This window comes from Nostoc sp. 'Peltigera membranacea cyanobiont' 213 (assembly GCF_002245975.1).
Classification (GTDB): domain Bacteria; phylum Cyanobacteriota; class Cyanobacteriia; order Cyanobacteriales; family Nostocaceae; genus Nostoc.
This window is the reverse complement of sequence record NZ_NOLI01000006.1, coordinates 51,983-66,478: the sequence shown is the minus strand read 5'-3', so window position 1 is coordinate 66,478 and position 14,496 is coordinate 51,983. Positions and strand designations below refer to the sequence as shown.

The 14,496-nt window shown below is 41.2% G+C and carries 14 protein-coding genes; 6 read left to right on the top strand and 8 right to left on the bottom strand.

The annotated features are described in order from the left end of the window. Window positions 1-82 precede the first annotated feature (82 nt). The 4 genes from panB to trmFO all read left to right on the top strand — a co-directional run bounded on the left by panB (window position 83) and on the right by trmFO (window position 4,094). Window positions 83-853: a 3-methyl-2-oxobutanoate hydroxymethyltransferase gene (gene panB, locus CDG77_RS03050; RefSeq protein ID WP_094327878.1), complete on the top strand. Its 771-nt coding sequence runs from the start codon at window positions 83-85 to the stop codon at window positions 851-853. A 131-nt stretch (window positions 854-984) separates the two neighbouring features. Next, window positions 985-1,824 (top strand): Rpn family recombination-promoting nuclease/putative transposase, encoded by an 840-nt coding sequence (locus CDG77_RS03045; RefSeq protein WP_094327877.1) that lies wholly within the window; start codon window positions 985-987, stop codon window positions 1,822-1,824. 95 nt (window positions 1,825-1,919) lie between these two features. Continuing rightward, entirely contained in the window at window positions 1,920-2,678 is a 759-nt protein-coding gene (locus tag CDG77_RS03040) for a Uma2 family endonuclease (RefSeq protein WP_094327876.1), read from the top strand. Window positions 2,679-2,777: 99 nt separating this feature from the next. Beyond that, window positions 2,778-4,094: an FADH(2)-oxidizing methylenetetrahydrofolate--tRNA-(uracil(54)-C(5))-methyltransferase TrmFO gene (gene trmFO / locus CDG77_RS03035; protein WP_094327874.1), complete on the top strand. Its 1,317-nt coding sequence runs from the start codon at window positions 2,778-2,780 to the stop codon at window positions 4,092-4,094. 65 nt (window positions 4,095-4,159) lie between these two features. On the opposite strand, the gene CDG77_RS03030 is transcribed toward trmFO, so the two are convergent. After that, entirely contained in the window at window positions 4,160-4,804 is a 645-nt protein-coding gene (locus tag CDG77_RS03030; RefSeq protein WP_094327872.1) for a ferritin-like domain-containing protein, read from the bottom strand. 895 nt (window positions 4,805-5,699) lie between these two features. Between CDG77_RS03030 and CDG77_RS03025 the strand changes: the two genes are divergently transcribed. Both CDG77_RS03025 and CDG77_RS03020 read left to right on the top strand, forming a co-directional pair. Continuing rightward, window positions 5,700-6,101, top strand: a complete 402-nt coding sequence (locus CDG77_RS03025) for a fasciclin domain-containing protein (protein WP_094327870.1) — start codon at window positions 5,700-5,702, stop codon at window positions 6,099-6,101. Between the two features lie 201 nt (window positions 6,102-6,302). Then, window positions 6,303-6,638, top strand: a complete 336-nt coding sequence (locus tag CDG77_RS03020) for a hypothetical protein (protein ID WP_094327868.1) — start codon at window positions 6,303-6,305, stop codon at window positions 6,636-6,638. Window positions 6,639-6,820: 182 nt separating this feature from the next. On the opposite strand, the gene CDG77_RS03015 is transcribed toward CDG77_RS03020, so the two are convergent. The 7 genes from CDG77_RS03015 to CDG77_RS02990 all read right to left on the bottom strand — a co-directional run bounded on the left by CDG77_RS03015 (window position 6,821) and on the right by CDG77_RS02990 (window position 14,261). Then, window positions 6,821-8,176, bottom strand: coding sequence for a UDP-N-acetylmuramoyl-tripeptide--D-alanyl-D-alanine ligase (locus tag CDG77_RS03015; RefSeq protein WP_094327866.1), 1,356 nt, complete (start codon window positions 8,174-8,176; stop codon window positions 6,821-6,823). A gap of 293 nt (window positions 8,177-8,469) precedes the next feature. Beyond that, the gene (locus tag CDG77_RS03010; protein WP_094327864.1) at window positions 8,470-8,916 is read right to left on the bottom strand and encodes a tellurite resistance TerB family protein; all 447 of its coding nucleotides are present in this window, start codon (window positions 8,914-8,916) and stop codon (window positions 8,470-8,472) included. A 177-nt stretch (window positions 8,917-9,093) separates the two neighbouring features. Continuing rightward, complete coding sequence (locus CDG77_RS36210) at window positions 9,094-9,231, bottom strand: hypothetical protein (RefSeq protein WP_181154349.1); 138 nt, start codon at window positions 9,229-9,231, stop codon at window positions 9,094-9,096. 674 nt (window positions 9,232-9,905) lie between these two features. Beyond that, window positions 9,906-10,826: a histone deacetylase family protein gene (locus tag CDG77_RS03005; RefSeq protein WP_094327862.1), complete on the bottom strand. Its 921-nt coding sequence runs from the start codon at window positions 10,824-10,826 to the stop codon at window positions 9,906-9,908. A 726-nt stretch (window positions 10,827-11,552) separates the two neighbouring features. Next, window positions 11,553-12,386 (bottom strand): metallophosphoesterase, encoded by an 834-nt coding sequence (locus CDG77_RS03000; RefSeq protein WP_094327860.1) that lies wholly within the window; start codon window positions 12,384-12,386, stop codon window positions 11,553-11,555. A 336-nt stretch (window positions 12,387-12,722) separates the two neighbouring features. Further along, window positions 12,723-13,553: a metallophosphoesterase gene (locus tag CDG77_RS02995; protein WP_094327859.1), complete on the bottom strand. Its 831-nt coding sequence runs from the start codon at window positions 13,551-13,553 to the stop codon at window positions 12,723-12,725. A gap of 435 nt (window positions 13,554-13,988) precedes the next feature. Further along, on the bottom strand, window positions 13,989-14,261 hold the full coding sequence (locus CDG77_RS02990; protein WP_094327857.1) for a GlsB/YeaQ/YmgE family stress response membrane protein: 273 nt from the start codon (window positions 14,259-14,261) through the stop codon (window positions 13,989-13,991). Window positions 14,262-14,496: the final 235 nt, after the last annotated feature.

Genomic DNA, 14,496 nt, shown 5'->3' with positions numbered 1-14,496 from the left:
GAATTCTTTCTAATAGCTAATCACCTATCCCTATCACTTATCCCCTATCACCTATCCCCTATCCCCTATCCCCTAATTAAAAATGGCAATCACTACCCAGCAATTAATTCAATGGAAACAACAGGGACGTTCAATTGTGGCATTGACCGCCTGGGATTATGCGATCGCTCAACTCATCGATGCAGCTGGTGTAGACTTAATCCTTGTGGGTGACTCTATGGCAGTAGTTCTAGGGTATGAAACAACACTGCCGATAACTTTGGATGAGATGATCTACCACGCCAAATCTGTGCGTCGTGGGGTTAAACGGGCATTGGTAGTTGTAGATTTACCATTTTTGACGTATCAAGAAAGTCTCCAACAAGCAATGCACTCGGCTGGGCGGGTACTGAAGGAAACGGGCGCTCAAGCGGTAAAATTGGAAGGTGGTTATCCAGCGATCGCAGAAACTATTACTCGTTTGGTAGAAGCTGGAATCCCAGTAATGGGTCATGTAGGTTTGACACCGCAATCAGTACATCAACTCGGTTTGCGACAACAAGGGAAAAGCCAAGAAGCGGGTGAGAGAATTCTACAAGAAGCGATCGCTCTTGAACAAGCAGGTGTATTTTCTCTAGTTTTAGAGCATATCCCCGCAGATTTGGCAATGCAGATTACACAAAAACTGACGATTCCGACAATTGGTATCGGTGCAGGAACTCACTGCGATGGACAGGTTTTAGTTACCTCAGATGTAATCGGACTTGCCGAGAAGCATCCACCATTTGCTAAGGTTTACACCAATTTGCGGGAGACGATTACTAAAGCTGTACAAGATTATGCTGTAGAAGTGCGCGATCGCAAATTTCCATAAACATGGAATTTACGATCAAAAAATACAAAAAGCTGCCAAATAGCTAGTTTTTCATCTGGGATAATTTAGGCAATCAGAGAGCCGCGCATTATAAAATTACTGAAGTTAAAAACTGTGCTACAACATCCAGAGTGAAAACTGACAGCATATTTTATCGCTTATTTCAAGAATTTCCCAGTATCTTCTTTGAACTGATTGGGAATCCTCCCGAAACTGCAAATACCTATCAATTCTCTTCAGTTGAAATCAAACAAACAGCTTTTAGAATAGATGGTGTATTTCTTCCCACTCAAGACGAAGAAAATCCGCTTTATTTCGTTGAAGTCCAATTTCAACCAGACTCAGATATTTATTTGCGCCTAGTTTCAGAAACATTTCTCTATTTGCGGCAAAAGAAATCTAAAAATTCTTGGCGAGGAGTGGTGATTTATCCCAGAAGGAGTATAGATACTGGTGAACGACAAGATTGCCACGAATTCTTCAACAGCGATCGTATTAGTATAATTTACTTGGATGAACTAGGCGAAGCAGCATCACTACCAATAGGTATTGCTACCTTAAAATTAGTAATTGAGAATGAAGATACAACTATTGCCACTGCCAGAGAATTAATTAACCGTACAAAACAAGCGGTAAATTTGCAACTGCCACAAAAACAATTACTAGAATTAATAGAGACGATTCTGGTTTATAAATTGCCTAACATAAGTCGAGAGGAGATAGAGGCGATGTTTGGATTAAGTGAGTTGAAGCAAACACGGGTTTATCAAGAAGCTAAACAAGAAGGCAAAGAAGAAGGTAAACAAGAAGGTAAAGAAGAAGGCAAACAAGAAGGTCGTTTTGAGGCAAAGTTAGAAGCTGTACCTAAACTGTTAGCACTGGGTTTAAGTGTGGAACAGATCGCACAGGCGTTAGATTTGGATGTTGCACAAGTCCAGCAAGTAGTACAGCAAAAGCCTCTATGTGAATAAGTTCAGACAAAGCGATCTCTGCCGACAAGCCGCTTTGTGTCTCGCTATCTAAACTAGAAATATCAGCTAAAAACCCCATATTTTGAGGTGCAGCAATGGTACAACAAGTCACACCAGAAACCACAATCGCAGTCATCTACCCAGAAAGCGACGGACAGCCAATAGCGGATAATACAGAACAATTTGCATGGATTGTCAAAATTAAAGAAAATTTAGAAATCCTATTTCCATCGCCAGCTGATGTATTTATCGCCGGAGATTTGTTTTGGTATCCAGTTCAAGGAAACCCTAATATTAAACAAGCGCCCGATACGATGGTAGTTTTTGGCAGACCAAAAGGAAAACGGAGTTCCTATTTACAGTGGAATGAAGATAATATACCACCACAGGTAGTATTTGAAATTCTATCGCCAGGTAACACCCTCAAAGAAATGGCTAAAAAATTGCAGTTTTACCAGCGTTACGGCGTTGAAGAATATTATATTTATGATCCCGATAAGAATGATTTAAATGGCTTACTCCATTCTGAGGATAGTTTTGAAGTTATCGAAGAGATGAATGGCTGGGTAAGTCCGCGTTTGGGAATCCATTTTACACTAACACCGGATACCCTGGAAATTGTTTCTTCCACCGGACAAAAGTTTTTAAGCCCCGGAGAAATTGACCAGTTACGGGAACAAGAACGCCAACGTGCAGAACGGGAATGTCAAGCAAAGGAAGCGGCTTTACAAGAATTAGAAGCGGCTTCACTAGCAAAGGAAGCGGCTTTACAAGAATTAGAAAAAGAGCGCGAGCGCTATCAAGAATTGCTAGCTAAACTCCAAGAAAAAGGAATTGATACAGATAATTTGTAATTGCTGCTGTCGTATTTACAGAAGTAGTCATAAGTTAGCCTTTTTTTATTTAATTTTACTTCTGTGATACTTATTGATATAGAAACTAAAAATTTAACTATGGAACAACAACCGATACAAGTAATTGGAGGTGGACTAGCTGGGACAGAGGCAGCTTGGCAAATAGCCCAAGCTGGAGTACCGGTAATTCTCCATGAAATGCGTCCAAAACGTTTTAGCCCTGCTCATCATACAGAACATTTGGCAGAATTAGTGTGTAGTAACTCCTTTGGGGCAATGGCAAGCGATCGCGCGGCGGGATTATTACACGAAGAATTACGTCAACTAGGTTCTATCGTCATTTCTAAAGCTGATGAACACGCCGTACCTGCTGGTGGGGCGCTAGCCGTCGATAGGGGACAATTTGGCCAAGACTTGACTCAAACTTTAGCCAGCCATCCTTTAATTGAATTTCGCCGGGGTGAAGTATCTGCCATTCCCGAAGGAATTGTGGTTTTGGCAACTGGGCCTTTAACCAGTCCCGACTTAGCCGAAGATTTGCAGCGCTTTACGGGGATGGAATACCTGAGCTTTTTTGATGCCGCGAGTCCGATAATTGTGGGAGAATCGATTAACCGTGACGTTGCTTTTATGGCATCACGTTATGACAAAGGTGAAGCCGCTTATCTCAACTGCCCAATGAATAAAGAGCAGTATTTGCACTTTCGGGAAGAACTTTGCAAAGCGGAACAAACAGAACTCAAGGGTTTTGAACGGGAAACGGCGAAATTTTTTGAAGCCTGTTTACCCATTGAAGAACTAGCACAGCGTGGCGAAGATACCATGCGTTACGGCCCCTTAAAACCAGTAGGATTGTCAGATACTCGCACCGGGGAACGTCCTTATGCTGTGGTGCAGTTGCGACAAGAAGATAAAGCCGGTCAACTGTGGAATATGGTAGGGTTTCAAACTAATCTGCGTTGGGGTGAGCAAAAGCGGATATTTCAGCTAATTCCCAGTTTGGAAAAGGCGGAGTTTGTCCGGTTGGGAGTGATGCACCGCAATACTTTTCTTAATGCACCTCAGCTAATGCATCCAACTCTGCAATTTAAAGAGCGTCCGACATTGTTAGCTGCTGGACAGTTGATTGGTACTGAAGGCTACACTGCGGCGGCGGCGGGTGGCTGCTTGGCGGGAATTAATGCAGCGCGGCTAGCTTTGGGTAAAGAAGCTTTGGTTTTACCAGCAACAACAATGATGGGTGCGTTAGTGGAATTTATAAGTTCCGCTTCGCCGAAGCATTTCCAACCAATGCCGCCCAATTTTGGGATTTTTCCCGATTTAGGAATGAAAATCAAAAGTAAACCAGAGCGTTATGGACGTTACCGCGATCGCTCTTTAACCGATCTAGCAAACTGGAAAGCTAATCAGAATTAATGGGCATTGGGCATTGGGAAAGAATTTAACTTTTATCTTTTGCCCCTCTGCCCTCTGCTCCCCATCTATACTTTCAACACCCAGGCTTCACGATTTTCAATGCTAAGAAAAGGCGCTGGTACAATTTCGACATTTACTCCAAGGGCTTTGAAAGTGGCACGAATAGCCGCAGCATGGGCAGTTTCAGTAGAGCCGATACTCGCCCCGATAGTAATCAATTTTGGAGTTTTCAACTTAGCAATTTCTTGGCTATAGGCGATCGCAGCATCAGTCTCCAAAGCTAAAGCTAGCTTGGCAATATTCACATCGCTATCCAAGTTTCCCTCACCCTTTTTGATGTATGATGAAAGATCATAGCTAGATTTTGCTTTTACTGGAGTTCCACCCAAACTGGTGATAGTAGCTGCTAGAGCATCCCGATGGTTTTTATGATCCGCTTGGTTGCGGAGCGCTAAAGCCAAAACAGCTTTACCAACCTCAGTACTAGTTAGCTTGCCAGCAGCAGCGCCATAAGCCCAAATCGCCTGGTGTTCGTAATAAAGAGCATTGTTCAGAATTTTTGCATCGTTTCGTCCAGAAGTTGTTGTCCGAGCATCAGCTTTTTGGGCAATCATCGGCAAACCCAATGCAGTCGCCATACCACCGACTGCCCCACTCACTATTAGCGCACGGCGAGAGGAATTTTTGCTTAAAGGGCTTTGATAGTCCATCAGTTAGTGTCTCCTAAAGATGTTGCTGTTTGTTTGATGCGAATATGAAAATCACAGAGTAGCCAGGGCATGAATAACCCTCGCTGCAAGTACTGCCTTTCGATGAAAAGAATTTTTCCCAACAAATAGTTCTAGTGTCTTTTGACTAGATGTTCACTTTCCAAGTCAATAACTGCTCATTTGTAACTCATTTTGGTAATGGTGTCATCATTTACACTAGAATGGGATGAATACTATTTTTTTATTTTGTATGAAACGTACTGGGGTCAAGGATTTAGCAAGATTATTCGCTTCACCTTGAATAACAAGGAAAGGCAAACTTTTATTATTTATACTACCCAAATTTACTTAGTACTGCTGATGAAGAGATAGAAAACAGTTAGAGTTAGGTAGTTCAGTTTCCTCGATAGAGGGCTAGCAAAGGCGTGTTTGTCAAACATCCGTAAGTAAGTCGGCGGAAATAAATCAAACTATGTTACGAAACGTAAACAGGTTTGAAACTCTTACTAATCAACAATGACAAAGGACAAATGACAGCCCCCACTACCGCTTTAATTACACCGACCTACTTACTTGACTTGCGAAGTGATGAGTTTTATCCTAGACTGCTTCGTGTAGTCAATTTTTATGCTGGGCGGTAAGGCTTCATCTGGATAGGATAACCGAGCATTGTTTGAAGGACGCGATCGCTAATAATTCCCTGCTGCCACTTCATGGATCGGGTGTTTAACCAAATAGGAATTTTTATATAAACATCATAAGATGATGTCTGACTGTGAAGTATGCGTCTACGTCAGGTTTATTCAACGCCTGATTTTAAATTTATTTTGTTTAATAAAACTTCAAATAGGTTTATTATCCTTTAAAATATTTTGCAGAAATTTAGGTAACATATATGGCTGATATTGTTGATATTGCAGTTACGGCTGAGTCTTTCAAAACACTAGTAGCGGCTGTACAAGCTGCTGGTTTAGTAGAAACATTAAAAAGTCCTGGCCCGTTCACTGTCTTTGCACCAAATGACGATGCTTTTGCCAAATTACCAGCCGGAACTATCCAAACTCTGTTGCAGAATATTCCCCAGCTAACGCGGATATTAAAGTATCATGTCGTTCCAGGAAAGCTGCTAAAGGCTGATTTGGCAGAACTCGGTACGGTTAATTCTGTGGAAGGTTCACCTATTAAAATTCATTCTTCAGATGGTTTTGAAGTTAAAAATGCCACAGTTTTAGCAGCAGATATCGAAGCTGATAATGGCGTAGTACACGTTATCGATACCGTGATTTTACCCGGTTAATTCAGCCAGGGTGGAAAACATCCACCCTACTTATCCAAAATCTTTATAATTAACTAACTATTGAGTAGTATCAAAACGCGACTCAATGTTTTAATTTATGTTATGTTTGCAATGTGAGTACTCACTCATCTGTTAATGTAAATTTAGTTATTTTAAAATAAATTAAGTTCCTAAAAACCTAACATCTATCCCGAAAAATTAATGCTCGATTTTAACACCTTAGTAGAGTTCTCTCGTGGGAACTGCATAGGTATTTGTGCGTTTCTCGTACCAGCAAACTTACTTGTCACAATTTTAACAATTGGTCTGGTAGCCTTACGTCGCCCATCCTATCAAGTGTGGCAATCTGCTGGAATTGCCGGGTTTTTCGCTTCTGTAATGATCCTGCACGTATATACTTGGTTCATGATTGGCGTGGTTATGGCTCCTACTTACATCTTGCTGTGGCTAGCAATTACGTGTTTGGTGACTAATTTGGGAGCAATTCTTTACCAAAGACACTATACTAACAGCCCTAGTCTTTCCAACAACGCCTAAAATCTAGACTCCTCCATTCATGCTCACGATCGCTAGCGTATTGATAAACAGCTAGTAGTCTGTCAAGTTTAAATTGATGGATAACCAAGTTTGTAGTAAAGGACTTGAGTTCTTTTTTCCAAGCACTAAAGTGCTTACTACAAACCCTCGTAGTATGAGACGTTGGGTTTGTAGCGGTAGATTCATTTGGGAAATTCTGCACGTAACTGATTGACAACCCGATCTAGCCCCACAGAATGGGCGGCTTTGAATAATAAACGATCGCCTGTTTGCACAAATGTCTTTAACCTAGCCACCAAATCGGTATGAGTTGCAAAACACTCCGATGGGATACCTTCGGCACTTTGAGCGATCGCTTCGGCATCTTCTCCATCTACCAAAACCAACAAACCGTCTAAATTCAATTTTCGTACTGTTTCTCCCACTCGCTGGTGCAACTGCTGCGATCGCTCCCCTAATTCTTTCATCGCACCCAACACGGCAATCTTCCGCTTTCCGGGTGTATCTGCCAATAATTGCAACGCTGCCATCATAGCTTCTGGTGCAGCATTATAAGTTTCATCTAAGATTATCACATCATTAGCTAAGTTAAATCGCTGCGATCGTCCTGTGGGCATATCCACCTCCACACCTGCTTTAAGGGTTGCCCAATCGATCTCCAACACCTTTGCCACCGCTAAAGCTGCTAAGAAATTAGTCGCATTGTGACGACCGGGTAGCGGTAGAGGTAGTTGGATTCCGGCAACTTCCACCCGATCGTTATCAATTAATTGTCCTTGAATATCCCCACCAGAAAAGCCATAAGTTAAAACTTCTCCGTGCCAAACTTTTGCCGCCGTGGCCATTAATAAAGGATTGTCGTGGTTGAGAATTGCCACACTATCAGCAGACATTTCGACTAACAACTCACATTTTGCCTCAGCGATCGCTTCTTCAGAACCCAGTAATTCAATATGTGCCGTCCCCACATTGGTAATTACTCCAATTGTTGGACGCGCTATTTGGGTTAGTTCGGCAATTTGTCCCCTACCCCGCATCGCCATTTCAATCACGGCGTAGTCATTTTCTGCACCAATTTCTAAAAGAGTTTTTGGGACACCAATTTCGTTGTTGTAATTTCCATAAGTTTTGTGAACTCGCCCCTTTGTTCCTAAAACTGCGGCGATCAATTCTTTGGTTGTAGTTTTACCCACGGAACCTGTTACACCAATTACAGGAATATTAAAGCGATCGCGCCACCATCTAGCAATTTGCTGATATGCCTTGAGGGTGTCTTTTACCTGTAATACCGGTAAACCGGGATTTTCGTATTCAAAATCTACAATTGCAGCGATTGCACCCTTTGCGATCGCAATTGGCACAAATTCATGTCCATCAAATTTATCGCCTCGCAAAGCTAAAAATACTTCACCCGGCTTTAGGGCGCGGCTATCTGTTTGTATACCGCTACTTACTTGTATTAAAGCAGTTTCAGATAGGTTTATCGGACTGGCCAAAAGAACTTCAAGCAGTTGGGTTAGGGTAGCAGAACAATGCATAAGTAATTTACAATTTAAAGTTCAAAATTAGAAAATCGGATTATGACACAATAGTACATTGAACAACAAGATTTCAGGATTTACGCACTGAAAATCTGAAACCTAGATCCTCGTTTTTAAGGGGTTGGGGAATATATTGTGCCTAATTCCTAAATTTGTAACTTCTCGAAAAAGTTGCGAATCTAAGCCTAGCCACAAGAACATCAAAAATAATGCCAAAGAAGTTTAACTTCTTTGGCACACTTTGTTTATAAGCTATTTATATAGTTTAATTAAGCATATATTTTATCGCTCTATCCCCGGTTTTTAATTAAGATTACTTGCACAATTTGCATTGCTCTCTCACTAGAAACGTCTAAAGCTTGATATAGATCGTTTAAGAAGTTTTTTTCTTCTTCAGCTACAATCCCTTCAGCTAAGACAAAATCAGTGGCTACTGCAAAGGCTGCTTCTCGCAAGTCTTGAGATAGAGAATCTTTTGCTGCATTGAATAAAGCATTAAAACCATCACCCTGGAGAATGGCCAAGATTTTGTGAAACAGCCTATCCATCATTTCATGGGGATAACTTTTAAAAAGTTTCATCCGAGACAACACAAAAGTGATAGAATTTGCTTGCTCAACAGAGAGATAACCGTCTGAAGCTGTTGCCATTAAAACAATGACAGCAAAGGCTTCGGCTGGATTGAGTGCCGCTTGGTTTTGGTTTTCTGTGCCCAAAACAGCGTCGAGTATACCCATTATAGTGACTCCTTGGTTAGAGTCTCAATAGCGTTACTGCTACCTGTATGTTTGGTAGATTTACAGGTAACACTGTAACGTTATGAGACTTTCATCCTTTAGTATTCCCAGGATTTCTCAACAGCGAACACCTGCACCCAATGGTTTTTGGCAAAAACTATACTGCAATTTGTAAACTTAGCGTTCTCCTGCCTTTTCTATTGTTTCAATTACCACCAAACCTATACCAGAAGCTGCTATTAACAGTACTGCTGATATCAAATAGGCGTTGGTCAACATCCGTAGGGCTTCATCAAAAAAAATGTAGGTGGTCATTTCTTCACCTTTTGAATTTTGTGCTGCTAGTGCTTTTTATTTCTCCACACCCAGATAGGTGAATTTCGCTGAGAAACTACTAGCAATTGCATCTTAACAAAACTTTAGCTCTTTCAGAACCCCGTTCAAACTTTTTATTTCTGAAGATTCGATGAACTTGACAAAAAATGTCATTGGGCATTGGGCAGAATGAAAAGACTTATGCAACTTTCCCTCTACTCCCATGCTCAATAAACCTTTGCCTCTTCTATTTCTGCTAACTTAATATCTATTAATGAGAAATATAGTCAATATTAATAAACTTGTTAATATGATGAGGCTCACCAGATTTGGATCGTCGAAATTGCACGTACACACTAATAATGGCTTTCCAAGAAATAAATTATCCATTGTGGGATGGGCATCTTGCCCGTCCTAATATTGGGGACAGGCAAGATTGCCCATCCCACAAGAAAATTTGGAATATTTTTTTATTTGTCAGTCCCTAATGCTACGGTAAAACTCCGTTGAGCCGTTCTTACTCGTAGCACTCGTAAAGTATTGATACAAGTCTAAAGCCCAGGCTTTACGCTGTACTATCCGCTAGTCCTACAGAATTCTGACTTCTGAATTCTGTTTCAATAAAAGAAAAAGGGCATAAATAAGGATTAAACCTGTTTTTGATTTTAAATTAGTTAAACTAAACAGCGCTCAATGGTTGCTACAACTGATTGAGAAAGAGTGTCAAAATCGTAACCACCTTCTAAGCCAAAAAGAATTTTACGAGTTAGTCCTAGACAATAATCAGTAAATAAAGCGTAGTCTTCTGGCTGTAAATTGATACTTGCCAAAGGATCTGCGGCATTGCCATCATAACCCGCACTCACAATCAGTAAATCCGCCTGAAAGTTGGCTAAAAATGGTACTACCTGTTTCTCAAATAGTGGCTGATATTCGGCAATATCGCTACCAGGGCGGACTGGTAAATTTAATACATTATTATGAAAGCCGCGTTCTGTTGCTCTCCCAGTACCGGGGTAGCATGGATATTGATGTAGGGAACAGTAGGCGATGCGTGCTTCACTTTCAACGATCGCTTGCGTACCATTACCGTGATGCACATCCCAATCGAGGATGGCGACACGATTAACTCCGGGTTGTTCGAGGGCAAATAAAGCCGCGATCGCAGCATTAGAAAATAGGCAAAAGCCCATCCCCGCATCACTTTCTGCATGATGTCCTGGGGGACGTGCTAGTACAAAAGCGGGATTAGCCGACTCTAATACAGCCTCAACACCATCTAGCCATGCACTGACTGCTAGCAAAGCCACATCATAACTACGTGGAGAAACTGGCGTATCTCCATCCAAAGGGCCCCCGCCACTAGAAGCGATTTGCGAAATTTTTTTGATGTAAGCTGGGCTATGGGCTTTAAGCAACATAGACATCAGCGCTGGCTGTTCTGATGTTGGTGTGGGCGATCGCCAGTCAATTTTATCTGCAAATGTGGCTGCTTTTAGGGCAGTGGCGATCGCACTTAAACGTTCTGGTTTTTCGGGATGGTATCTTCCAGTCTTGTGGTCTAAAAATTCGTCGGAATAGATGACTGGTAGCATAGGACGAAAAAAGTTGGCAGCAAGACAATGAATGTTATTGTATCGTCACTAGTACGAACAGTTTTCCCTTCTACTAGGGACTTCGAAATAAAAAAATACTCAACTACTTCTTGTGGGGTGGGCATCTTGCCCGCCCTTGTATATGGGCGGGCAAGATGCCCACACCACAAGATTGGGTAATTTATTTGTTGGAAGTCCCCTAGAACACCAGGTCGAAAAAATTTAAGTTTCGTAAAGATGGATTGAACTGAATAAACATGATGCTAGATTAAGAGCAAGGTACAAATAGGTTAAAAGTTACTAAAAACTTTCATATTAGAGCCTGTGCCTTCTGCTCTAATAACACTGCGATCGCTCTGAAGTTGTGGCATCCATTCAATGAATTTTGCCTTTAGTTCAATGAGTTGTTTTGGAGGTTTTAAGACGCACAGCCAGAAAATGCCTGCCTAGTTAGAATGTTGGTGGGATGTGCAATTCTGAGTAGAGCGATAGCGAATACTGTCCACCTTAGTTGAGTTACTTACTTCTGAATTCTCCAATCTTCAATAAACCGCCCCAAGCTGCTGATATTTATCCATCGTAGCTTCCGGCGGTTTCTGCTTTTAGTGTCATTTGTCCTTTGTGCTTTGTCATTTATTTAGACCAATGACCAATGACTAATGACTAATGACCAATAACCAATGACCAATGACTAATGACTAATGACCAATGACTAATGACCAATGACTAATGACCAACTAAGGTAATTACAGTCACTTCTGGCGGGCAAAATAAACGTCCTGGTTTATAAGTTCCTAAACCCCGATTGACATATAGTTGATTTTCTTGCACCTTGTGAAACCCTTGCGCCCACTCCCAATATCGCACAACTTTAGAACAGTCTCCTAGAAAAAATGTTACCCAACGCCGTAATTTTTTGGGAATTTGTTTCAGTAGCTTTTTATAATAAAATACTACAGGGCCAATGCCAGGAATGACGATATGACCGCCGTGGGTGTGACCAGATAATTGCAAATCTACGCGCCATTGTTGTAGTATCTTCGCTGTATCTGGGTTATGGGATAAAACAATGCGGGGTGTAACAGAATCTAGTTGATTCATGACTGGTGCGGGGTAAAATTCCCGTGACCAATAATCAGCTAGTCCCACCAATGGTAATTCTTTTCCGAATGGATAGGCGATTTCATTCCAAAGCACATGCACCCCAATGCTAGTTAACGCCTGTGTAACTTCTGCTTTTGAATGGCTGTAATAGATATCGTGATTACCCAGTACAGCGTAGATACCACAGCGACTTTGCAGATGTTTGAGTCGATGCACCAATTGGTGAATCGGTGTCGGATCGTCAGTTACATAGTCACCAGTTAACAGAATTAAATCCGGTTCAGCTTCGTTAGTAAGTGCGATCGCTTTTTCTAACATCTCTTCCGACAGCCGCAAACCATCGTAGTGAAAATCTGACAACTGCACTAGTGTTGTACCTTGTAAAGATGCTGGAAGTTCCGCAATCTTAACCGTGATTTTATCTACTCTTAAATGTCCCGTAAATAACCAATGCATAAGCCAACCGATACTCCTCATACCAGCGCTTACAGCTTACCAAAAATAAAAATGTAACTTGAGAAACTGCAATAATTTATGTCATATACTCCAAAAAAAATTAACTAATTAGCTTAAATCTAAAGATAGTCTAAGAAGACTTTGCCTTAGAGGATGTCTGAAAAGTTTTTTTGTATACACCTAAGACTTGGAGATCCCCCTAAATCCCCCTTCAAAAGGGGGACCTTAAGACTCTTATTCCCCCCTTTTGAAAGGGGGTTAGGGGGGATCGTGCAGGCATTCATTAGCCAAAATACCTGCTGCTATTCCGTTTTTTAATTTTGAAGTTTGAATTACTTACTCACCTTGTAGCGTGATGATAGTAACTTCTGGGCGACAAAATAAGCGTCCTGGGAGATAAGTTCCCAAACCACGATTGACATACATCTGATTTTTTCCGATGCGATGGAAACCCTGTGCCCATTCCCAATGCTTGACTACAGAAACATTTACTTCTAGGAATGGCACTCGACGGCGCACTGCTAAGGGGATGTTTTTTGTAATCTTGCTGTAAGCCAACGCCGCTGGGCCAAATCCGGGAATCACGATTTGACCACCGTGAGTATGACCAGATAATTGTAAATCAACTCGCCATGCTTGCAGTATCTCCGCAGTATCTGGGTTGTGGGATAAAACGATGCAGGGTGTGTCGGGGTTTAGTTGATTCATGACCGGTGCGGGGTAGAATTCCCGCGACCAGCTATCAGCGAGTCCAACAATTGGCAATTCTTTTCCTAGTGGATAGGCAATTTCGTTCCAAAGGACGTGAATTCCAATGCTAGTAAGGGCATCTGTAACTTCTGATTTGGCATTTTTGTAATGTATATCATGATTGCCAAGAGCCGCATAGATACCACTGCGACTTTGCAGATGTTTGAGTCGAAGTATCAGTTGGTGAATCGGTGTCGGATCGTCAGTTACGTAGTCACCAGTTAATAAAATTAAATCTGGTTTAGCTTCGTTAGTAACTGCGATCGCTTTTTCTAGCATATCTTCCGACAGCCGCAAACCATCGTAGTGGAAATCTGACAACTGCACCAGCTTCTTACCTTGTAACGATGCAGGCAACCCTGCAATGTTAACCGTCAATTCTTCAGTACTCAACGGCCCGGATAATAACCAGTGCATAAGACGTTCAATAAACTCTAATCATAGCGCTTACAGCTTAACCAAACATTGTTGCTTTGTGTGTATCGAGCAGTGCAACTTATTGAAAATTTTATTAAATCTATAGACTTTCGCGTATTTATACTTATTTAAATCAGACCTAACTTTGCTGTTATTTCATATCAGAGTATGGTGTATTTCTCTGTAAAACGGGGAGAGAGTGGCAGATTATATTGAAAGAGAAGCTGGTATAGGAATTCTTAGAGCTAATTAAGACTTTTAATAAAAATTTATACTGAGCGATCGCACACCATTAAAACCCTACAAATTTTTATTTATCAATAATTAAAAAAATAGCGTCACCATAATAACAGGCGGACGCTATTTTTCTATTTAATTCACAATAGTTAAATGAATTTACTAAATTCCCTTCACTCATTATCCGCAATTTTGCTCTTATACAGCACTGCGGTTGGTTATTAAATTCCACAGGAAAACTGCAACAATTGCACCAAGGACTGCTACTGCAATGCCAGGAATACTGAGGGTCGGAGCTGCTAGACTTAACGTTCCTGTACTAAAAAACACTCCTAAGCTACCGCCAACAAAAGCACCGATGATTCCTAATACGATAGTTCCCAGGATTCCGCCGCCTTGATGACCGGGGTAGATAGCCTTAGCGATCGCACCAGCAATTAGACCTAAAACAATCCAAGCAAGAATATTCATTGTTATTAATTCGGTAAACGTTTTTCACTCACAGCTACATATTATCAATCTTAATCTTTTGATTCCATCTACCATCAGAATTAATCATGAATATCCATGAGGAATAGCTTAATCACAACTAGGTTTATTGATATTTGCCTCCACTGAGATAAAAAAAACTCCTAGTAGGTCTTGAACTAGGAGCTTATTAAACTATTGCTTGGTAATTGCAGTATATGCCTTTTTACTTACCTCT

Excerpts from the sequence above, each read along its gene's own strand:
- panB (WP_094327878.1), top strand. The coding sequence starts at position 83 with ATGGCAATCACTACCCAGCAATTAATTCAATGGAAACAACAGGGACGT.
- CDG77_RS03040 (WP_094327876.1), top strand. The coding sequence starts at position 1,920 with ATGGTACAACAAGTCACACCAGAAACCACAATCGCAGTCATCTACCCA.
- trmFO (WP_094327874.1), top strand. The coding sequence starts at position 2,778 with ATGGAACAACAACCGATACAAGTAATTGGAGGTGGACTAGCTGGGACA.
- CDG77_RS03030 (WP_094327872.1), bottom strand. The coding sequence starts at position 4,804 with ATGGACTATCAAAGCCCTTTAAGCAAAAATTCCTCTCGCCGTGCGCTA.
- CDG77_RS03025 (WP_094327870.1), top strand. The coding sequence starts at position 5,700 with ATGGCTGATATTGTTGATATTGCAGTTACGGCTGAGTCTTTCAAAACA.
- CDG77_RS03020 (WP_094327868.1), top strand. The coding sequence starts at position 6,303 with ATGCTCGATTTTAACACCTTAGTAGAGTTCTCTCGTGGGAACTGCATA.
- CDG77_RS03015 (WP_094327866.1), bottom strand. The coding sequence starts at position 8,176 with ATGCATTGTTCTGCTACCCTAACCCAACTGCTTGAAGTTCTTTTGGCC.
- CDG77_RS03010 (WP_094327864.1), bottom strand. The coding sequence starts at position 8,916 with ATGGGTATACTCGACGCTGTTTTGGGCACAGAAAACCAAAACCAAGCG.
- CDG77_RS36210 (WP_181154349.1), bottom strand. The coding sequence starts at position 9,231 with ATGACCACCTACATTTTTTTTGATGAAGCCCTACGGATGTTGACCAAC.
- CDG77_RS03005 (WP_094327862.1), bottom strand. The coding sequence starts at position 10,826 with ATGCTACCAGTCATCTATTCCGACGAATTTTTAGACCACAAGACTGGA.
- CDG77_RS03000 (WP_094327860.1), bottom strand. The coding sequence starts at position 12,386 with ATGCATTGGTTATTTACGGGACATTTAAGAGTAGATAAAATCACGGTT.
- CDG77_RS02995 (WP_094327859.1), bottom strand. The coding sequence starts at position 13,553 with ATGCACTGGTTATTATCCGGGCCGTTGAGTACTGAAGAATTGACGGTT.
- CDG77_RS02990 (WP_094327857.1), bottom strand. The coding sequence starts at position 14,261 with ATGAATATTCTTGCTTGGATTGTTTTAGGTCTAATTGCTGGTGCGATC.